The following is a 19,047-nucleotide window of genomic DNA, read 5'->3' as shown; positions in this document are numbered from 1 at the left end:
CCGGCTGAACAGCGACGCGCCCCGGCCGAGTATCCGGCCGGGGCGCGTTCTTACTTGGTGCTGCCTAGCTGACCTTCACGATCCGTTGCGGGCTGAGCGCCTGCGCGTGGTCCGCGTCCGCGGTGAAGAGGACGCGGTACGCGAAGCTGCCGCGGGCGGCCGGCTTGATGCCGAAGGCGTAGCCGCCGGAGGTGGTCAGTTTGACCGAGGCGATGTTCCGCCAGGTCTTGGCCGAGTAGAACTGCAGGTAGACCAGCTTGCCGGGGTGCGCCGGAGCGACGTACCCGGAGAGCTTGGTGGTCTTGCCCAGCGTGATGGCGGTCGGGGCAAGCACCGAGGAGACGGTCGGCGCGACGGCGACGGAGATGTCGGCCGTGCGGGTTCCCATCAGGTCGGCGTTGCCGACGAAGACCATCGTGTAGACCGACGAAGTGGCCGGCTTGACCGCGTAGCTGACCGTGCCGGTCGAGCTGGTCTTCAGCGTGGCGATCAGCTTCAGCGCGGCGACGTTCTTGGCCCTGCCGTACAGCTGGACCGGGAGCCCCGCGTACGCCTGGTTGTCGATCCGCAGCACACTTCCCTTGAGCGTGATCGTGCCGCCGTAGTTGATCGCCGACGCGGTCGTGCTGATCCCCGACTTGACCCCGCTCACGGCCTTCGCCGAGATCGGGCTCGTCTTGCCGCTACGGTCCTTCACCCAGCCGGCGAACGTGTACGTCGTCGCCGTCGCGAGGCCGGTCACCTTGACCGACGTCCCGGTGCCCGCGTAGACGAGCGTGCCGGTGGTCAGCGTCGGCGCACGCCCACCGACGTTCATCCGGACGATCACCTGGTCCAGGTCCGGCGTGGCCGGAATCGTCCAGGCCACGCTGGCGGCCTTGTACGCGCCGCTCGCGGTGAAGGTGGTGAGCTTCTGCGGCACCAGGTCGACGGTGCTGAAGACGGACTGGAGCGAGCCCAGGTCGTCCACGCCCTGGATCTCCAGCTTGTACGGCGTCGCTTCGGTCAGCGGAGCCGTCGGGGTGACGGTCGCGGTGAGCGTCGCGGCGTTGTAGCTGACCGTCGCCGGGATCCTGGCGCCCGTCCGGCCGTGCACGATCCGGACGGACTGTTCGTTCACGGTGCCCTCGTTGACCGGCTCGGCGAAGGTGACCGTCGGGGTCGTCGCCGCGGTGGCAGTCGAGGAGTTGGTCGCCGGGGAGAGGTTCATCGCCGGGTACGGATCCAGAATGCTTCCGGTGCCGCCCGCGCCGTCCTCGGTGACCGAGACGCTGTACTGACGGCCGTCGCGCGAGCCGTTGGTGTTGCTGACCGCGATGTACGTCGTACCGGTGCGCGCGCTGACGTCAGCGACAGCGGTCAGCGGCTCCCAGATCGGCCAGCCGTCCGGGTCCACCTCGTCGGGGAAGGCATTCTCGGCCGATCCCAGCAGGTGCAGGGTGCTGTCGTAGACCTTGACGCGCGGCCCGACGTTGGTCAGGTGCTCGTCGCTGTTGAACTCCGCACCCGTGACCGCGACCCTGAGGTTACGGGCGGCGGCCGAGTCGACGGCGTACCAGTCGACGTCACCCTCGGTGTCGATGACGCCTTTGGCCGTCGCGGTGATCTTGGTCGCGCGGGCGGGCTGGTCGTTGCCGTCGGCCGCGCCACCGGCGAAGTTCGCGCCGAGCTTGCCGCCGAGGGCGGCGTACGCGTCGAGGATGCCGGCGCCGTAGTACTGGTCGGTGCCGCGCGGGCCGGCGTCACGGGACAGCACCTTCAGGCGCTGCTCCACCTGAGCCGGCGTGAAGGCCGGCCACTTGTTCTTCACCAGGGCGGCGACGCCCGCGACGATCGGCGCCGAGCAGGAGGTGCCGGTGCAGAACGCGTACGGAACGTCCTCGGGGTCCTGGGGGTAACGGGGGTAGGTGCTCAGGATGTTGACCCCCGGAGCGGCGATGTCGACCCAGCTACCGAACGAGCTGAAGTCGGTCAGCGTGCCGTTGGCGGAGGTCGCGCCGACCGCGATGACCTCCGGGTACGCCGCGGGGTACTGCCAGACGTCGCTGCCGTCGTTGCCGGCTGCCGCGATCACCACGACACCCGCCGCGACCGCGCGCTGCACGGAGTCACGCAGGACGGGGTTGTCGCCGGGACCGCCGAGCGACATGTTGATCACCTTGGCACCGTGGGCGACGGCCCAGTCGATGCCCTCGGCGACGTCCACGTCGTACCCGCCGCCGTCGTCGGCGAGCACCTTGACCGGCATGGCCTTGGCGCTCCAGCCGACGCCGGCGACCCCGAAGCCGTTGTTGGCGGCAGCCGCGATGATGCCGAGCGTCATCGTGCCGTGCCCGTCGCCGTCGATCGGGCCGCGGTTCGGGGAGGTGGCGTTGAAGCCGGGGACCAGGCGGCCGGCCAGATCCGGGTGACCGGCGTCGACGCCGGTGTCCAGGACGGCGATGATCTGGCTGCCGGTGGTCTTGGACAGGTCCCAGGCCTCCGGGACGCGGACGCCCGTCAGGTTCCCCTTCTGATAACTGTTGTAGTAGTAGTCGTTCGGCGTGGCCGTCGCGTAACGGCGGTAGTTCAGCGAGGCGAGCTCGACGGCCGGATCGGCCTTCGCCTTCTTCAGCAGCTCGGCCGCGGGAACGTCACCGGTGAGCTTCACGACGTCGCCGGCCACCGACTTGGCGGCGGTGGTCCTGAGCTTCGACGCGGTCGCGTTGCGGGCCGCGGTGCTCGCCTTCTTCTTGAACTTCACCAGCACCGCGTTCGGCTCGAACTCGGGCTTGGCCGCGGTGTGCGACCGGAACTTCGGCTTGTGCGGCTCGGGCGCCGCGGTGCTGGAAGAGCTGGTCAGGGTGACCAGCGTGGCCGCGACCAGGGCGGCAGGGATGCCGAGGCGCAGCAGATGGGCAGGACGGAAGGACACAGGACCCCCCCCCAAGGGTCTTCAGAAGTGGCAGTGAGGCGGAGTATGACAGAGGTCCGCGTCCCGAAGACGGCCAGCCGTGATGTCAAAAGCTGCAATCAGGAGTCAGCGAGAGGCCTTACACGCAACGCGAGTACGACGCCACCAAGGGTGACGAGGCCGAACACCAGCGCGAGGCCGGGGTAGCCGCCGAGCCCCAGTCCCGCGCCGCCGGCCGCGGCGCCGACGAAGGTGCCGGTGCTCATGCCGGCGGCGTTGACGCTGAGGGCCGAGCCGCGGAGGTCGCCGCTGCGGCGTACCAGGAGGGTGGTCACACAGGCCGCGACGGTCGCGTGGGCCGCGCCCATCAGAGAGGTCAGTAGCAAGGTGAGCGGCAGGTTCGGCGTGAAGTAGAAGGCGGAGACCGCGAAGAGGGCGACCAGGAGGCCCAGCAGCAAGGTCTTCTCGGAGCTGAGCCACGGGCGTTCGGAGGCCAGGTAGCGGCCGGCGAAGAGGTTGCCGAGGAAGAACGAGGCGCCACTCAGCGACCAGACCAGGGCGAACCAGCCGGGAGCAAGGTCGAACTTCTCGTCGTAGAAGGCCGCCAGGTAGGCGAGATAGCCCATGAAGGCCGCCGTTCGCAGCATGGCCACGCCGAGCAGCGGGAGCGCACCGGGGATCCGGCCCAGCGCCCGGTACGTCGCCAGGTAGCTCATCCTCTCGTTGCTCGCCCTGAGCGGCGCCTTCCGTCCCCAGCCACGCCAGAAGAAAGCGGCGGAGAGTGCCAGCGAGATGACCGCGGCAGCGATCAGGTTGCCTCGCCAGCCCCAGACCAGGCCTGGTACGACGAGCACGGGTGCAGCCAGCATGGCCATCATCGAGGTGGTGGCCGAGACCAGCGTGGCTGCCCGTCCGGCGGCGGCCGGCGAGTTGAAGCGGTCTGCCGCGGCGGCGCCGATCGACGGACCGAGGATCGAGGTCGAGGCGCCGATCAGCAGGCAGAAGACGGCCAGCGCGAAGACGTTGCCGATGGCACCCAACGCGGCGGACAGGCCGAGCAGCGCCAGGCCGCCGGCGGCCACCAGTTCACGGGCCAGCCGGTCGATCAGCGGGGCTACGGCGATGCCGACGACGAGGGCTGCGAGTCCTCCGAGTCCTCGCAGTCCACCGATCTCGGCGACGCTGCCGTCCGCCGCCGCCGCGATCGGCACCAGGTACATGCCGAACACGGTGAACGGGAGCAGGCTGACGGTCGAGGCGAGCAGGAACGGCCACAACCGCTTGACCATCCGCCAGTCGCCTGGCACTTCTCCGGTACTGCGTACGTCGGTGGTGGTGGTCACGGCGTCTGGGGTCCGTTCTTGCGATAGCGGTAAAGGGAGGTCGGGCGGGCACTGAACTGGGAGAAGGGGAAGGGCTCGGCCGACAAGGCGGTGACACCGGAGCCCAGGAAGGCCCGCGCCACGGCGCTTCCGGTCTGAGCATAGACGGCCAGCGGCTTTGATTGCTGCAGGCAACGAGCAAGCAAGGTGTCGAAACTGCCGTTGCTCAAGGTCATTCCGGTGGCCACGACGGCGTCCGCCTGGTCGACCACCTCGGTCATGTCACGCGAGACCGGAAGACCCGAGGCGGTCTGGCGAAGGTTGAAGTCGCACGGCAGGCAGATCCCACCCAGGGCGGTGATCGCGTCCACCAGTGGATTGACCACGCCGATCAGGGCGACCTTCGATCCCGGCTCGACCTCCAGCAGGCCGGCCACGGCGGCGTCCCGGGCCCGGGCCCGGACGTCCGGCGTACCGGCGGGGAGGACGACCTCCTCGGCCTGCGCTGACAGGTGGTGCGGTTCGACGGCCGCCAGATAGGCATCCAGCGCGGCGATCCGCACCGGCAAGGGGCCATTGGCAAGCAGTTCGGCGAGCGGCAGGCCGGAAGCGTCGGCGCAGTACGCCGGATCGACCTCGCCGGCCTCGAAGGCGCAGGCGCCGAAGACCTCGCCGACCCTCAACAGCACGTAGTAGTTGCGATAGGTGACGTCGGCACCCGGCAGGCGCGTCGTGTTGTGGAGCCAGAAGGCGCTGGTGACGGCGAGTTCGGTGGGAAGAGGTCCATGGTCACCGGCGAGAACTTCGGCGGTGAGCGCGGCGACGGAGGTCGTCATGGTAGATCGGCCAGCCTTTCGGCGTCGTAGGTCAGGGCGGACAACTCGGGACGTCCAGCAGGCTGGAAGCAGTACAGCAACGAACGGCGGTCGGCGCCGGTACGGTTCGGCGCCGACCGATGCACCATCAGCCCCGGGAACATCAGCACCGACCCGGCCGGCGCCGTCACGGTCACCGCCCGCGACTCGTCCACGACGCGGGGATCGACGAAGAGACCCGTCGGCTCCAGTGGACCGCGCCGCGCCGGACCGGCCAGCTGACTTCCCGGAACCAGCGTCATCGCGCCGTTCTCGACGGTGTTGTCGTCCAGCATCACGATCGCCGTGGCGATGTCGTAGGCCGCGTCACCCGCGCAGCAGTACCAGTACGGGAAGTCCTGGTGCCAGGCGAACTCCGATCCGACGCCGGCCCGCTTGAAGTTCAGTTTGGACACGAACGGTCCGACCGATGCCCCGATCAACGTCTCCATCGGCTCCGTCAGGCGAGGCTCGGTCCATAGCTCCGCCAGCGCCGGATGCAGCTGGGCGACCGGCGCCAGGCTCCGAACCGCCTTCCCCGGGGCATCCGGCTCCCAGTGGATCCTGGTGCCGTGGATCTCCTCCAGCCGGTGCCCGTCCGGCCACACCGTCACCGAGGTCTCCCCCGACTCCGCCGCCGACACGACGGCCGAGTGCACCTGCTCGGCCGCGTCCCGCAGCCGGGCGATCTCCGGCGCCGGGAACAACTCCGGTAGTACCAGGTAGCCACTGGTCATGGTCAGCATGCTAATGCGACGGGGTCGCAGATGGGAACTCGCGGCGCTCCGCCCAGGCCGATTCGCGGCGGTCCCACGACATCGCCGACCACGGCACGGCGAGCTCTTCCAGCGAATCGATCTCCCGCGGCCGCATGGTGTCCATCGGCCGCGCCTCGGCATACCGGGAAAAAGCGGAGTCGACGTACCGGGTGCCTGTGTCGGCGGCCAGGAAGACGTGCGTGCGGCTGGAGTCGCAGTTGTGTTCCCACAATGCGGACAGGTAGGCCGCTCCCGCGGACAGGCCGGCGAAGACTCCACTGGTGCGCAGCAGATCGACGGCGGCCGACATCGCATAGTCGAACGACACCCAGTGCAGCCGGTCGTACAGCTCATGGCGCACGTTGCGGAACTCGATCGAGCTGCCGATCCCGGCGATGATCATCTCGGGGTCCTGGGTGTGCCCGGCGCCGAAGGTGATGCTGCCGAACGGCTGCACGCCGACCAGGTTCACGTCCCGGCCCCGGTCCCGCAGGTACTGCGCGATCGCACCGGTCGAGGCGCCGGTCCCGACGCCGCCGACCAGACACAGCGGTCCGGACGGCACCACCTCGGCGACGAGATCCGCGACCGCGCCGTACCCGAGGTAGTGGATGTCGTCGTGGTACTGCTTCATCCAGTGGTACGTCGGGTTGTCGCGCAGGATCTCGCTGATCCGGCGGACCCGCAGGTTCTGGTCCAGCTGCAGGTTGTTCGACGACGGGACCTGCTCGATGGTCGCGCCGAGGATCTCCAGCTGGACCCGCAGCGTCTTGTCGACGGTGGTGGAGCCGACGATGTGGCATTTCATCCCGTACCGGTGACAGGCCAGCGCGAGGGCGTGCGCGTAGATCCCGCTGGAGCTGTCGATCAGGGTGTCCCCCGGCCGCACGGCGCCGGTCTCCAGCAGGTGGCGGACGGCGCCCAGGGCGGAGTACACCTTCATCGTCTCGAACCGCAGGCAGATCAGGTCGTCGCCGACGCGAATCGGGTCCGGGTCCTTGATCGCCTCCGCCAGGTGATCGTGGAGTTGTCTCATCGGCGCGGTTCGCTCCTCGTGTCGGCACTACAGGTCAGCACAGGCGGAGATTCGGGGGGCACTCGTCCGATCAGGGCGGCTTGCACCAGCCGCTGGGTCAGCTCGGTGGCCGGCTGCTTCATCACCGTTGCCGGTGGCCCCTGCTCGACCACGCGGCCGGCATCCAGCACCAGCACGTGATCGGCGACCGCTGCCACCAGCGCGAGATCGTGGCTGATCCAGACCAGAGCCGTGCCCTCGGCCTTCAGCTCGTCGAGCAGTTCGACGACGAGGGCGGTGCCGCCCTCGTCGAGCGCGGTGGTGATCTCGTCGCAGATCAGGACGTCGGGTCGGGCCAGCAACGCCCTGGCGAGGGCAGCTCGCTGCAGTTCTCCCCCGGACAACCGGCTGGGTGGCCTGGCCGCGACCATCGCGGAGACGCCCAGCCTGGCAAGGGTTGCCACGGCTTCGGCTTTCGCATCGACTGGTGTCAGGCCGCGGAGACGGACCGCGGTACGGGCTACTTGCTCGTCGACCAGGCGGCGCTCGTCGAAGGATCCGCGGACTTCCTGCCAGACGTACTGGACGCGGCGGTTCTGTTCGGCGGAGCGCTTCCGCAGTACGGGGAGTTCGTTGTCTGCCAGAGTGATCCGGCCGGTGAAACGCTCGTGCAGACCGGCCAGGCAGCGGGCCAGCGTCGTCTTGCCGCTGCCCGAGCGGCCGACGACACCGACGCAGCCGCCGGCCGGCACGGTGAGATCGACCTCTTGGAGAATCGGCTGGCGACCGCGCAGCGTGGCGGAGATCTTCGTTGCCTGAAGCAATGGATCACCGGCTCGACGGCTGCCCGGTACGGCGATGGGCTGGGTCGCGGTCGGCAGCACGTCGCCGACCACCCGGCCGGCGTCGAGGACGACGACCTGGTGGGCCAGCTCCCGGACCAGGTCGAGGTCGTGGCTGAGCAGCAGAATGCCGAGACCGGCGCCGGCCAGTTCCTTCAGCTCACCGACCAGCTGCAGCCGGGTGATCGAGTCGAGACCGGTGCTCGGCTCGTCCAGGACGAGCACCTTCGGGCGGCAGGTGAGAGCCTGAGCGAGCGCGATCCGCTGCCGCTGACCACCGGAGAACTGATGCGGAAAGCGCCGTAGCGTGGACCGATCGGCCGGCAACTGAGCAGCCCGCAAAGCCTCCGGTACGACGTCCTCGCCGGGGTGGTGCAGTTTCGCCAGCTCGGTCAGTCCAGCGCCGATCCGCCGGGCCGGGTTGAGCGCGCTGCCCGGATGCTGCGGCATGTACGCCACCACTCGGCCGCGCACCTTCGTCGCGGCCGCTGTCACGCCGTCGTCGTCGACAACCACCTGGCCATCGACCTCGACGCGACCGCTCAGCGTCACACCGGTGCCGTGCTCGCCGAGCAGGGCCAGCGCGGAGGTCGTCTTGCCGGACCCCGAAGCGCCGACCAAGGCCGTCACCTGCCCCGGCCACACCTCGAAATCGACCCCGTCGACGAGGATGGCCTCGCCGGACACCGCGGCCAGCGCGGTCACCTTGACGAGAGCCTTCATCGGGTCACCTCGGCGAGGCGCCTGGTGTGGTGAACCAAACGGTCCGCCAGCAGGTTGAAGCCGAGCGTGAAGGACACCAGCAGGAACGCCGGCGCGAGCACGGCCCACGGCTGCAACAACAGCCCTTCACGATTGCGCGAGACGCTCACGGCCCAGTCGGGCGCGGTCGGGCTCAGCCCGAGACCGAGGAAGTTGACGGAGGCAACCAAGAAGACGGCGAGCGTGATCCTGGTGCCGATGTCGGCGGCAACCGGCCCGAGGACCGCGCGGCCGACGTACCCGAGATGGATGCCGATCCAGCTCTCCCGCTGCATCCGCAGCGCCTCCACCACCGGCCCGCTGGCGGCATCCAGCGCGGCCGCGCGGACCAGCCGGGCAACGGTGGGAACGTTGACCATGGCAACCGCCAGCGTGATCGCGAACGGCGACGCGCGCCAGCCGACGGCAACCACGCTGATCACCAGCAGCGAGGGCAGCGGCAGCAGCACGTCGAGCGGCCGGATCAACGCCTCGTCGACCCAGCGATGCCGGGTCGAGGCCGCGATCAGCCCGATCAGTCCACCGATGAGGTAGGCCAGGACGACCGCGCCGAGCGCCATCCCGAGCGCCGTCCGCCCGCCGGCCAGCACCACGCTGAGCACATCCCGGCCGAGGCCGTCCGTGCCTAGCAGACCGCTGCCTTCGTACGGCAGACCTGGCTTGACGTCCATCGTGATCAGCGGCCCGAATGCCGCCAGCAGCAAGGGGATCAGGACCAGCAACGCGGAGAGAGCGAGCGGCGTACGGGCTCTCATCGCAGCAGCTCCGTCCGCGGTACCAGTCGGTTGCAGACCAGGTCAGCACCGAGGTTGATCAGCAACGCGGCCACGGCGAGCACGAGCGTCAGGCCCTGGACGACCGGTACGTCTCTCGTCTCGACCCCGTCGACCAGTGCCGTCGCGAAGCCGGGGATCGCGAAGATCGCCTCGACCACCAGCACGCCGCCCAGCAAGGTGTCGCCGGTCCGGGCCAGCTCCTGTACGCCGGGAACAGCCGCGTTCGGCAGCACGTGCCGGAGCAGCAAACGCCGCCGCGGTACGCCGAGCCGCCTTGCCTGGACGACATAGTCGGCATGCAGCGCGTTGATCGTCCCGGCCCGCACCTGGCGCGACAGCAGACACACCGTGCGCCCCAGCAACACCGTCACGGGGAGCACCAGCAGCGCCGGGCTGGCCAGCAGTGAGCCGCCGACCCAGGTGGCCGGAAACCAGCCGAGTTTCAGCGAGAACAGCGCGACCAGCACGACCGCGATGACGAAGTCCGGGATCGCGCTGAGGGCCAGCGTGATCGAGGTGATGGTCCGGTCCAGCCGGCCGTTCTCCCGCGTTCCCATCAAGATGCCTAGGGCAACGGCGAGCGGGACGACCACGGCCAGCGTGGCGACGGTGAGCACCAGAGTCGCCCCGACCGACGCCTTCACGATGTCGAGCACCGGCCCGCCACTGATCAGCGACGTCCCGAGGTCGCCGGTCAGGACGTTGCCGAACCAGTGCGTGAACCGTTCCAGCGTCGGCTGGTCCAGCCCGAGCTGCTCACGCATCCTGGCCACCTGGTCAGGGGTCAGCACCTCGGTGAACCGCATGTCCGCGGCATCACCGGGCAGCAGCGCCGTCAGCAGGAAGACGAGGATCGACAGGACGGTCAGCTGGACGATCGCCAATGCAGCCCGCTGGGCGGCATAGGACCGCATTCAGGCCAGCCACACCTTGTCGAACCGGCCCGAGTCCAAGGTGTTCGGCGGTGCCGCTTGCACCCCTTGCACCTTGGCCGAGACCGCGAGCAGGAAGTCCGGGTGGCCCCAGGCGATGATGCCGCCCTCGTCCCGCAGGGTCTTCTGCAGTTCGCCGTACTTCGCCGTCCGCGCCGCCTCGTCGGTCTGCACCTGAGTGGCGGCGAAAGCGGCGTCGAAGGCCGGCTTGCGCCAGTGCGTCACGTTGAACGGCGACTTCGACAGCAGCCGGTCGGTGATGTACTGCGGGATCGGCATCGCGCCCGACCGGTGGCTGCCGATCGCGCCCTTGGTGAGCAGGTCCTTGGAGTAGGTCTGCGCGCTGCCGGTGGTCACCTTGAGCTTCACCCCGGCCTCGCCGACCTGCTCGGCGAACAGGGTGGCGGCCTCGACGAACCCGGCGGACGCGTCGGAGGTGAAGATCTCCACCTCCTTGTTGAGCAGACCGGCCTTCTTCAGCAGCGCCTTGGCCTCGTCGAGGTTGCGCTCGCGCTGCGGCAGGTCGGCCGGGTAGTACTGGAATCCCTTGCCGAACAGGTCGTTCCCGACCACGCCGCGCCCGGCGAAGACCACGTCGACCAGCCGTTGCCGGTCGGCGAGCAGCTTGAACGCCAACCGGACCTCAGGGTTGTCGAATGGCGCCTGGTCGAGCTTCATCACGAAGGCATGCGTGGTGCTGCCCTTGGCGGCGACGATCTTGACGGACTTGCCGGCCTCGGCGGTCCGGGCGAAGGTCGCGGTCATGTCGTTGGCGTACTCCGCCTGGCCGCCCTGGACCGCGTTGGCCCGCGCCTCGGCGTCGGCGGACAGGATCTGCAGTTCCTCGAGCTTGGCGGCGCCGTCCCAGTAGTCGTCGAACCGGGTGGCGACCATCGAGCGCCCTGCTTCGAAGGAGCCGAACCTGAACGCGCCGGTACCGATCGGCTTGGTCGGGTCCTTGAACCCGTCGCGCACGATCTGGGTGCCGATCCCGGCCAGCAGCGCGGGGAACTCGGCGTTCGGGGCGGTCAGTACCAGCTCGACCGTTCGCGGGTCGATCGCCTTGCAGCGCTTGAGATCCAGCGCGGCGAGCGAGGACTGGGCGACCCGCTCGGGAGTGTTCGGGTCGGCGATCCGGGCGAGGCTGTAGAGCACGTCCTGGCTGGTCAGCTTCTTGCCGTCGTGGAAGGTCGCGTCCCGCAGGGTGAACCGCCAGGTCGCGGCCTGCGCGTCCGGCTCCCACTTCTCGGCCAGCCGTGGCATCGGTTTCAGGTCGGGACCCAGCTCGACGAGCTTCTCGTACATCGCCTTGTGGCGGGCGATGTCGACGAACAAGCTCTGCACGTGCGGGTCCAGCACCTCCTTGGCGCCACCGCCGGCGAAGACCGCCCGCAACCGGCCACCGGCCTGCGGTTGGGAAGCCCCGGCAGTGCTGTCGCCGGACCCGCAGCCGGTCACCGCTGCGAGGCTCAAAGCGCCGGTCAAGCCGAGGAATCCCCGTCTGTTCAGAGCATCGGACATCCGTATTTCCTTCACGGTGAGAGGGCTCCGACGAGGGGTGGTCGCCGGCTCGAATCCTGCCGTTAATGAAAATAGTTGTCAAATTCAGGCGCATCTGAACGACGCTCATCATTCTTCCGGCAGACCGCACCCACCCGTCGCCCGTAACGGCGTGTCACCACCCCCGGACCCCGAGTACTGGCAGTCACCACCGCTTTCCCACCGCTCCCCCACCGCTCCCCCACCGCTCCCCCACCGCTCCCCCACCGCTCCCCCACCGCAAGTGAACCCTCCGACCGGTGACCTACCCCCGGTTGCAACCGGGGGTAGGTCACCAGCCGCTGGGGTAACTCCGGGTCAGGCGGCGCGAACCGCGGCGAGGGCGTTGCTCCAGGAGATGACCTGGTCGAGCACGACGCCGAGCGCGCCCTGCTGGTACTCCGCCGGCGTGAACTCGGAGTAGTTCTTGAAATCCGTCGCGAGCGACAGGGTGACCTGGTTGCGGACGTCGGCGACCTTCAGTTCGCCCATCACCAGGCGCAGGTGCTCGACCGCCCGGGCGCCGCCGACGGCGCCGTAGCTGACGAAGCCGGCCGCCTTGTCGTTCCACTCGGCGAAGAGGAAGTCGATGGCGTTCTTCAGCGCGCCGGAGGTGGAGTGGTTGTACTCCGGCGTGACGAACACGAAGCCGTCGAAGGAGCGGATCTTCTCGGCCCAGGCCAGCGTGTGCGGCTGGGTGTACTGACCCATCGACGGCGGGACGGCCTCGTCGAGGTGCGGGAGGTCGTACTCCGCGATGTCGACGAGCTCGAACTCGGCATCGTCGCGCTGCTTGGCGATGTCCAGCACCCAGTGGGCGACGGCTTCGCCGTTGCGGCCGGGCCGGGTGCTGCCGAGGATGATCGCGATCTTGGGCATGGTCTTCCTAACGAAGAGGAGAGGATTTGGTGACGCATCACCAAAGTTAGCAGATTTAGATGATGCGTCAACTTTTGGTCCAGATCACCACCACGGCGACCCCGCTCGGGCCAGCGTCAGGTGGTGGGCGAAGCGCCGTCTTCGCGGCAGGGTTCCCGGCTCGGCAGGTCCGCGAGGACGCGGTCGAGCATCTTGGTGAGCTGCTCCTGCTCCTCGCGGGTCAGCTTCTCGAAGAAGTGGCTGCGGACCGCGTCGACGTGATCCGGGGCGGCCGCCTCGATCGCGGCCCGGCCCGCGTCGGTGAGCCGGACCATCGACCCGCGCGCGTCGGACTCGCACTCCTCCCGCACGACCAGCCCGCGCTTCTCCATCCGGCTGACCTGATGCGAGAGCCGGCTGCGCTCCCAGCCGATCGACCGGCCGAGGTCGCGGGTCCGCAGGACGCCGTTCTCCGAACTGGACAACGGATGCAGCAGCGCATAGTCGGCGCCGGACAGCCCCGAGTTGCGGATCAGCCGTCCCTCGAGCGTCGCGGACAGCTCCTGGTAGGTGTCGCGGTAGGACTGCCACAGATGCGCTTCCCGCGCATCCAGCCACCGCGTCTCCGTCATGCGTTCATCCTACGTGCTCTGTTGACGCGTCACGGGGTCCGCGACAGCGCCACGGCGAGGCCAACCGTTCCGGCCATCACCACCAGTTCGAGCGCGGCGAGGCGCCAGAAGGCGGTGGGTTCGTTGGCCACCAGGGCCGGAAGGGTGGCCCGGCGGTGCAGCCAGCCGATCCAGACCAGCAGCGCGAACGCGGCCGACTTGGCGAAGACCAGGGCGCCGTACCCCGTGGTCACCCACTGCGTGATCAGCCCCCAGCCGTCCTGATGGCCACCGAGGTGGATCTCCGCGGTGAGCAGGCCGGTCACCCCGATCGTGATCGCGCAGCCCAGCGCGAGCCGGCTGAACTTCTCGACCGCGGCCACCTGGCCCCGCCCGTAGCGAAGCAGTGCTCCCAGCCCGCCGATCCAAGCGGTCGCGCAGAAGACGTGCACCACGAGCGAGACGGTGGCGAGGATCGACCAGAACGCCGTCTGCTCGATCGCCCCGTGCCCGGTCAGCAACGGCCCGATCAGCGCGGCCTCGATCAGCACCACCGCCACCCAGACGGTCGCGACGGTCCGGGCGCCGGACAGCACCACGGCCAGCACGGCCGTCATGACGACCGAGACCGCCAGAAACCTGACCTGACTGAGAGATCCCGCATCGCCTGCCCGCGACGCCAGCTGCGACAGCGGTACCCCGAGAATGATCGAAGCGGTGGTCATCAGCCCGCCGATGCTGGCGACCGCCCACACCGCGGCTGCCACCGCCGCGTCCTGACAAGCACGAAGCCCTTGTTTTGCGAGCTTTCCGTCTTCGCTCGGCAGCAACCAGGCCGCGGCGAGCACGGCTCCGGCGGTGGCTATCGCGGCAAGGTCGGCCAGCAGGCGTAGTACTGGAACCGCCCAGGACGTGGGCATGCCAGCACCGGTCAGACCCGCGGGCAGCGGCTCAGGAGCACCACCTGCGGCTGACAGGGCGACCACCATCACGACGGCGCCCGCGGCGAAGACTCCCAGGGCCAAGACCTTGCCGGACGCCCTGGGCACCGTTTCGACCGTCATTGCGGGGCTGGGCGACGGCGGACGATCACCACCGCCAGGGCGACGACGACCAGCATGACGAGCACCGCCGCGACGATCACCACGACGTTCGAGCCGCTCTCCGCGGTCGGCGACGATACGGCGGCCGGGGTGGGCGGATGACCCGCGTGGGTGATCGTGAAGCTGCCGTCGACGGCGATCGGATGGCCGTCGGCCGAGACGATCCGGGCGCTGACGGTGTACTTGCCGACGTCGACCAGTCCGTCGACCGGCTGGGTGACGAAGTTGTCGACCACGTCGATCTTGCCGGTCGCGACATTGGTGCCCGTCGGCGACTTGACCACGACCTCGGCCCCGGTGCTGCTGACCGGCTCGTTGAACCGCAGCGTCACCTTGGTCGGCGGCGCCGCCGACGTGGAACCGTCGGCCGGCGTCATGGCTTCGAGTTTGGCGTGCGCCGCCGCCGTCGGGGTGGAAACCACCAGGACGAGCAGCGACGCCACCAGCAATCCGTACAGACGGCGCACGATTACGAAGTCACCTTCCGGGTCCGGCCGGCCCGCAGCCCGAGGGCGAGCCCGGCCAGCCCGAGCAGCAGCCCGGCCCCACCGAGCACTCGGGCCAGGGTGTCCGACGAGCCGCTCTGGTCAGAGGTGGTCGCGGCGACCGGGGTGATCGCCGTGGTCAGCTTCAGGGCCGGCGCCGGGTACTTCGGCTTGTCCGCGGCGTCCTTGGCGATCTCTTCCCACTTGACCACCTCGCCGTCGCTGTAGGTCTGCACGGCCGGGAAGTTGAGCGAGTCGACACCCTCGGGGAGCTTGCCGACCGACAGGGCGAACTCGTCGAAGTCGTTCGCCGGTACGCCGGTCCCGGTCGAGGTCCAGGTGACGGTGGTGATCGCCTCGGTGAGCGTGACGTCGCCGACCTTGACCGCCTGCGGCAGCTTCTCGGTGGTCTTGACGACCTTCCAGCCGTCCTTCACCTGCGCGCCGACGTGGGCGAACGGACGGTCCTTGGGTAGCGAGACGACCAGCTTGGTGGTGCTGGCGGTGTCGGACTCGGTCGGCACCCGGAACACCAGCTTGGCGTAGCCGCCCGGCTTGGCGTCCGGCGACGAGACGGTGACGTGGGCGGAGGCCGGGTTGACGCCCCCGATCAGGACGAGCGCGGTGGCCGCGGTGATCGCGGCGGCGCGGAGTACGAGCTTCTTGGACATGACTTGGAACCCCTCACGGGCAACGGTTTCGAGCCGTCCCGCGAAGGTCGCGGAACGGTCAGGACGGAGTCGGGAGAACTCCGCACCATGGCGGGCCGCGCCGGGACACACTCGAGGTCAGCCATCGCTGGGTCAACCGCGGCCGCTCCGGTACGCCGGGCAGCGCTGCGCGCACGCCGGGCACCGCGGCCGCTGCCGCGGGGAGCTGCGGGACGAGTCGCGCCAGGATTCGCAGTACGCGCTGCACCCAGCGGTGCGTGCTGCCCACGAGCACGACACCCGCCAGCAGCAGGATCAGATGCGCCAGCGACATGGTGATCGTGTCGGCGAGGCTGCCATGCGTCGCAGCCGCACTGCTGCTGTGCGTCGCGGCTGCCAAGTCGGCCATGTCCGCGTGGTCGTGTCCGGCGCTGTGTTGCATCGGGGCCGGAGCTGCTTCCGCTGGAGCGCTGGTGTCCAGCGTCAGGTGAGTGGTCAGCTGAAGAGTGCTGAGGACGGCCAGTGACAACCAGCGGCGGCCAGTCAGATGTTCACCGAGAATCCACGCGATCACTGCCAGGGCAAGGAGCTGCGGAACCGCCGAAGCCGATGCGGCGCCACCGGCCAGGACGTGACCGGCCACCGCGACCGCGACGCTCAGCGTCGCGACAGCGGCCGTCGCACTCGTCTCGGCACGCAACTCCGGTCATCCTTGTCATTCAAAGTGATGGCAGCGTGACCGTCGGTGGGCGGGCCGCTCGCTCGGAACAACTCTACGGACGAGCGAGGCCAGGAGCTCTTTTTCTCAGTGTGGCGCGGTGAAACGCGGCACCGATCCGAACTCCTGGACTGGCAAGCAAACGCTTGAGCGCGTCGAGCTGACGCCGAGGCATGCCGGTCGTCGCTGCCGTGGCCTCCGTCGCGGTCGTTGCCGGGGGCACCGTGCTGAGCGGCTCGCGGCCGGTCAGGAATGATGGGGTGCATGAACACGGGCGTACCTGTACTGGAGATCGGTGGCAGCCATGTGACCGCGGCGGTGGTCTCGCCGGCGGCCGGCTCGGTGGAAGGGGTCTATCGGGCCGGACTGGACTCCAAGGCCTCGGCCGACTCCGTCATCGCCGAGCTGTGCGAGGCGGCCCGGAAGTTGCCCTTGGCAAGAGGTCTGGCGGTCGCGCTGCCGGGTCCGTTCGACTTCGAGGCGGGGATCGCCTGGTACGCGCTGGACAAGTTCGCCGCGCTCCACGGCCACGACCTGGGCCGGAGTCTGCGTGACCGGCTCGGGCTCGATCAGGTGGTGTTCATGAACGACGCCGAGGCGTTCACGGTCGGCGAGTGGTCCGCGGGGGGACTGCGCGGACTCGACCGGTGCGCCGGCGTCACGATCGGCACCGGGATCGGCTCGGCCTTTCTCGACGACGGCCGCGTCGTCCGCACCGGCGACACCGTCCCACCGGGCGGCGAGCTCTACCGGACGTCGTTCGGAGGCCGGCCGATCGAGGACTGGATCTCCGCTCGCGCCATCCTTCGCCGGTACGCCGAAGAGCTCGGCTCGCCACCGCCGCGCGGTACCGGGGTCAAGGAGATCGCCGAGGCTGCCCGGGCCGGGGACGCCGTGGCAAAAAGCGCCTTGGTGGGCGCGTTCCAGGTGCTGTCCGACGCGTTGGTGCCCTGGCTCGAACGCTTCGGCGCGAGCCGGGTCGTGCTGGGCGGATCGATCTCCGGCGCCTTCGACGTGGTGGCCGACGTGTTCCCGTTCCCGGTGGGCGCGACCGCCGACACCGAGCATTCCGCCCTGATCGGAGCCGCGGAACACTACCTCCGCAGTACTGCGTCCGAGAACTGACGGTGGCGGTCGCTACGGTGGCCGACATGCCTCCTCGCAAACCCGCGGCCAAGATCGCCACCCCTCGGCTGCGCACTCAGCTCGACGACAGAGCGCTGACCGCGGACGAGGTGGACGACGAGGACCGGCTCACCGATCTGGCGCTGACCGACCAGGACCTGGGCGGGCTGCTCGCGGAGCACGTCGAGTTCAGCGGGTGCCGGCTGAACAGGGTGAATCTTGGCGGTTCGGACCTGGACAAGCTGATCCTGGTCGACCTGGAGCTCGACCACTGCGACCTCGCGAACGCGCGCTGGGCGGACGCTTCCGGCACCCGGCTGGCGATCACCTCGTCGCGGCTGACCGGATTCGCCGGGCCGGGAGTCAACCTGCAGCACGTGACGGTGCGCGACTCGGTGCTGGACTTCAGTTCGTTCCGGTTCGCGAAGTTCGTCAAGGTCGAGTTCACCGACTGCCGGCTGCAGAGCGCCGACTTCGTCTCGGCCGACCTGAGCGGCACGATCTTCCGCCGCTGCGACCTGACCGGGGTGGAGTTCTCGCAGGTGACCGCGACCGGCGCCGTCTTCGTCGACTGCACCTGGGACGGCACTCGCGGTATCGGCAGCCTGGCCGGCGCCACGATCGCCAACTCCTCCCCCATCGACACGCTGGCCGTCACCGCCGCCATGTCGACCGCACTGGGGATCACCCTCGGCGACCCGGACGATCACGCCGGTTCGTGAGATCGTGCTGTCGGCAGTGCTCCAGGTCTCCGAGGATGCCGGTCAGCGGACCAGGTACTTGCGGACGTCGTCGGCGACCTGAGCCCGGTTCGCCATCCCGTACTTGCGCAGGATCGCGCTGAGATGGGTCTTGACCGTGTTGAGGCTGATCCCGAGTTCGGCGGCGAGCTGGTCGTTCTCCAGACCGTCGACGAGCAGTACGGCGACCCCCTGCTGAGCCTTGGTCAGGGCGGTGAAGCGGTGCTCCGGACCGTCGTCGGTCTGGAGCATCATCTCCATCAGCTCCGACTGCATCACCTCGGTCGCCCGGATCAGCCGGCGCAGGTGTTCCTGCACGGGTGAGTCGGCCGCCTCGGGTTCGCCCATCGCCTCGACCGCGATCTCGCGCAGCCCGGCGATCCGCTGGCCGATGTACTCCATCACGTGGTCGGAGGTGAGCAGGTTCGGGGCGTCGTCACCGGCCGGCAGGCGGCGCAACGCGTTCTTGTCCTCGTCCTCGCGGGTGAGCACCCGCTGCACCATTCCGCACAACCACTCGAACGCCCGGACCGCGTTGTCGTCATAGGTGTTCGGCGTGTAGCTGTGCATCGACAGCATCCCGAAGAGCTGGTCGGGGCCGTTCTTGGCCGGCCGGAAGATCGGCACGGTGACCGCGTCCTGCGACTCCCTGGTGACGTCTCCGGTCGGCACGCCGGCATGGAGGGCGGCGCCCTGGTCGTAGGCGAACCGGTAGGTCTGCCGCTGTTTCAGCAACCACGCCGTCTGACCGTTGGGGCCGAAGATGTGCGTCGCCGGGTCGTCGTACCGGCCGGCGTCGTAGCCGTAGGGATAGCGGACCCGGTTCGAGCCGTGCAGGAAGCCGACGTAGAAGCTGTCGACGGTCGCGATCTTGCCGGCCACCGCCCGGACGTAGTCGTACAGCCCGTAGTGATCGGCCCGGTACAGCGACTCGATCTTGTGGTACGCCTCGCGCAGGATGATCGCCGTCTCGGCTTCCACCCGCAACGGCGCAGGCCTGTCCGCTTCCACCCGCGGCGATCCCCCTGTCGGCTCAGCTGCTGTCGGCACGATGGGCAGCTCTG

At 69.3% G+C, this 19,047-nt stretch carries 18 protein-coding genes; 2 read left to right on the top strand and 16 right to left on the bottom strand.

Annotation, left to right across the window (positions count from 1 at the left end; all coding sequences use genetic code 11):
* Positions 1–64: 64 nt before the first annotated feature.
* From OX958_RS08110 to OX958_RS08040, 15 genes are all read right to left on the bottom strand, one after another.
* Complete coding sequence (locus tag OX958_RS08110) at positions 65–2,914, bottom strand: S8 family serine peptidase (RefSeq protein WP_270136573.1); 2,850 nt, start codon at positions 2,912–2,914, stop codon at positions 65–67.
* 98 nt (positions 2,915–3,012) lie between these two features.
* Positions 3,013–4,236 carry an MFS transporter gene (locus tag OX958_RS08105; RefSeq protein ID WP_270136572.1) on the bottom strand — a complete coding sequence of 408 codons (1,224 nt, stop codon included), beginning with the start codon at positions 4,234–4,236 and terminating at the stop codon, positions 3,013–3,015.
* Complete coding sequence (locus OX958_RS08100) at positions 4,233–5,051, bottom strand: Rossmann-like domain-containing protein (protein ID WP_270136571.1); 819 nt, start codon at positions 5,049–5,051, stop codon at positions 4,233–4,235. Before OX958_RS08100 ends, OX958_RS08105 begins: the two co-directional genes overlap by 4 nt.
* Complete coding sequence (locus tag OX958_RS08095) at positions 5,048–5,806, bottom strand: phytanoyl-CoA dioxygenase family protein (RefSeq protein ID WP_270136569.1); 759 nt, start codon at positions 5,804–5,806, stop codon at positions 5,048–5,050. Before OX958_RS08095 ends, OX958_RS08100 begins: the two co-directional genes overlap by 4 nt.
* A gap of 10 nt (positions 5,807–5,816) precedes the next feature.
* Positions 5,817–6,863, bottom strand: coding sequence for a pyridoxal-phosphate dependent enzyme (locus OX958_RS08090; protein ID WP_270136567.1), 1,047 nt, complete (start codon positions 6,861–6,863; stop codon positions 5,817–5,819).
* On the bottom strand, positions 6,860–8,407 hold the full coding sequence (locus OX958_RS08085; protein WP_270136566.1) for an ABC transporter ATP-binding protein: 1,548 nt from the start codon (positions 8,405–8,407) through the stop codon (positions 6,860–6,862). The genes OX958_RS08090 and OX958_RS08085 overlap by 4 nt, the downstream gene beginning before the upstream one ends.
* A complete protein-coding gene (locus OX958_RS08080) occupies positions 8,404–9,201 on the bottom strand; it encodes an ABC transporter permease (RefSeq protein WP_270136565.1) in 798 nt (265 codons plus the stop codon). Before OX958_RS08080 ends, OX958_RS08085 begins: the two co-directional genes overlap by 4 nt.
* A complete protein-coding gene (locus OX958_RS08075; protein ID WP_270136564.1) occupies positions 9,198–10,136 on the bottom strand; it encodes an ABC transporter permease in 939 nt (312 codons plus the stop codon). The genes OX958_RS08080 and OX958_RS08075 overlap by 4 nt, the downstream gene beginning before the upstream one ends.
* Positions 10,137–11,675, bottom strand: a complete 1,539-nt coding sequence (locus tag OX958_RS08070) for an ABC transporter substrate-binding protein (protein WP_270136563.1) — start codon at positions 11,673–11,675, stop codon at positions 10,137–10,139.
* Positions 11,676–12,011: 336 nt separating this feature from the next.
* A complete protein-coding gene (locus OX958_RS08065; protein ID WP_270136562.1) occupies positions 12,012–12,572 on the bottom strand; it encodes an NADPH-dependent FMN reductase in 561 nt (186 codons plus the stop codon).
* Between the two features lie 116 nt (positions 12,573–12,688).
* Positions 12,689–13,183 (bottom strand): MarR family winged helix-turn-helix transcriptional regulator, encoded by a 495-nt coding sequence (locus OX958_RS08060; RefSeq protein WP_270136561.1) that lies wholly within the window; start codon positions 13,181–13,183, stop codon positions 12,689–12,691.
* A 29-nt stretch (positions 13,184–13,212) separates the two neighbouring features.
* The gene (locus OX958_RS08055; protein WP_270136560.1) at positions 13,213–14,211 is read right to left on the bottom strand and encodes a copper resistance D family protein; all 999 of its coding nucleotides are present in this window, start codon (positions 14,209–14,211) and stop codon (positions 13,213–13,215) included.
* A gap of 11 nt (positions 14,212–14,222) precedes the next feature.
* Positions 14,223–14,732 carry a copper resistance CopC family protein gene (locus OX958_RS08050; RefSeq protein ID WP_270136559.1) on the bottom strand — a complete coding sequence of 170 codons (510 nt, stop codon included), beginning with the start codon at positions 14,730–14,732 and terminating at the stop codon, positions 14,223–14,225.
* A gap of 2 nt (positions 14,733–14,734) precedes the next feature.
* On the bottom strand, positions 14,735–15,421 hold the full coding sequence (locus tag OX958_RS08045; protein WP_270136558.1) for a YcnI family copper-binding membrane protein: 687 nt from the start codon (positions 15,419–15,421) through the stop codon (positions 14,735–14,737).
* Between the two features lie 58 nt (positions 15,422–15,479).
* Positions 15,480–16,100, bottom strand: a complete 621-nt coding sequence (locus OX958_RS08040) for a hypothetical protein (RefSeq protein ID WP_270136557.1) — start codon at positions 16,098–16,100, stop codon at positions 15,480–15,482.
* Between the two features lie 282 nt (positions 16,101–16,382).
* Here OX958_RS08040 and OX958_RS08035 point away from each other — a divergent pair, with 282 nt between their 5' ends.
* Positions 16,383–17,243, top strand: coding sequence for an ROK family protein (locus OX958_RS08035; RefSeq protein WP_270136556.1), 861 nt, complete (start codon positions 16,383–16,385; stop codon positions 17,241–17,243).
* 26 nt (positions 17,244–17,269) lie between these two features.
* Positions 17,270–17,965, top strand: a complete 696-nt coding sequence (locus tag OX958_RS08030) for a pentapeptide repeat-containing protein (RefSeq protein WP_270136555.1) — start codon at positions 17,270–17,272, stop codon at positions 17,963–17,965.
* Positions 17,966–18,007: 42 nt separating this feature from the next.
* Here the strand turns inward: OX958_RS08030 and OX958_RS08025 are convergent, their stop codons facing one another.
* Positions 18,008–18,994 (bottom strand): helix-turn-helix transcriptional regulator, encoded by a 987-nt coding sequence (locus tag OX958_RS08025; RefSeq protein WP_270136553.1) that lies wholly within the window; start codon positions 18,992–18,994, stop codon positions 18,008–18,010.
* Positions 18,995–19,047: the final 53 nt, after the last annotated feature.

It is taken from the genome of Kribbella sp. CA-293567, from assembly GCF_027627575.1.
In the GTDB taxonomy this organism is placed as follows: domain Bacteria; phylum Actinomycetota; class Actinomycetes; order Propionibacteriales; family Kribbellaceae; genus Kribbella.
This window is presented reverse-complemented; position numbering and strand designations above follow the sequence as displayed.

Bases quoted from the DNA above. Each gene is read 5' to 3' on its own strand.
- OX958_RS08075 (WP_270136564.1), bottom strand. From the start codon at position 10,136: ATGCGGTCCTATGCCGCCCAGCGGGCTGCATTGGCGATCGTCCAGCTG.
- OX958_RS08095 (WP_270136569.1), bottom strand. From the start codon at position 5,806: ATGACCAGTGGCTACCTGGTACTACCGGAGTTGTTCCCGGCGCCGGAG.
- OX958_RS08045 (WP_270136558.1), bottom strand. From the start codon at position 15,421: ATGTCCAAGAAGCTCGTACTCCGCGCCGCCGCGATCACCGCGGCCACC.
- OX958_RS08090 (WP_270136567.1), bottom strand. From the start codon at position 6,863: ATGAGACAACTCCACGATCACCTGGCGGAGGCGATCAAGGACCCGGAC.
- OX958_RS08100 (WP_270136571.1), bottom strand. From the start codon at position 5,051: ATGACGACCTCCGTCGCCGCGCTCACCGCCGAAGTTCTCGCCGGTGAC.
- OX958_RS08065 (WP_270136562.1), bottom strand. From the start codon at position 12,572: ATGCCCAAGATCGCGATCATCCTCGGCAGCACCCGGCCCGGCCGCAAC.
- OX958_RS08070 (WP_270136563.1), bottom strand. From the start codon at position 11,675: ATGTCCGATGCTCTGAACAGACGGGGATTCCTCGGCTTGACCGGCGCT.
- OX958_RS08035 (WP_270136556.1), top strand. From the start codon at position 16,383: ATGAACACGGGCGTACCTGTACTGGAGATCGGTGGCAGCCATGTGACC.
- OX958_RS08030 (WP_270136555.1), top strand. From the start codon at position 17,270: ATGCCTCCTCGCAAACCCGCGGCCAAGATCGCCACCCCTCGGCTGCGC.
- OX958_RS08085 (WP_270136566.1), bottom strand. From the start codon at position 8,407: ATGAAGGCTCTCGTCAAGGTGACCGCGCTGGCCGCGGTGTCCGGCGAG.
- OX958_RS08060 (WP_270136561.1), bottom strand. From the start codon at position 13,183: ATGACGGAGACGCGGTGGCTGGATGCGCGGGAAGCGCATCTGTGGCAG.
- OX958_RS08080 (WP_270136565.1), bottom strand. From the start codon at position 9,201: ATGAGAGCCCGTACGCCGCTCGCTCTCTCCGCGTTGCTGGTCCTGATC.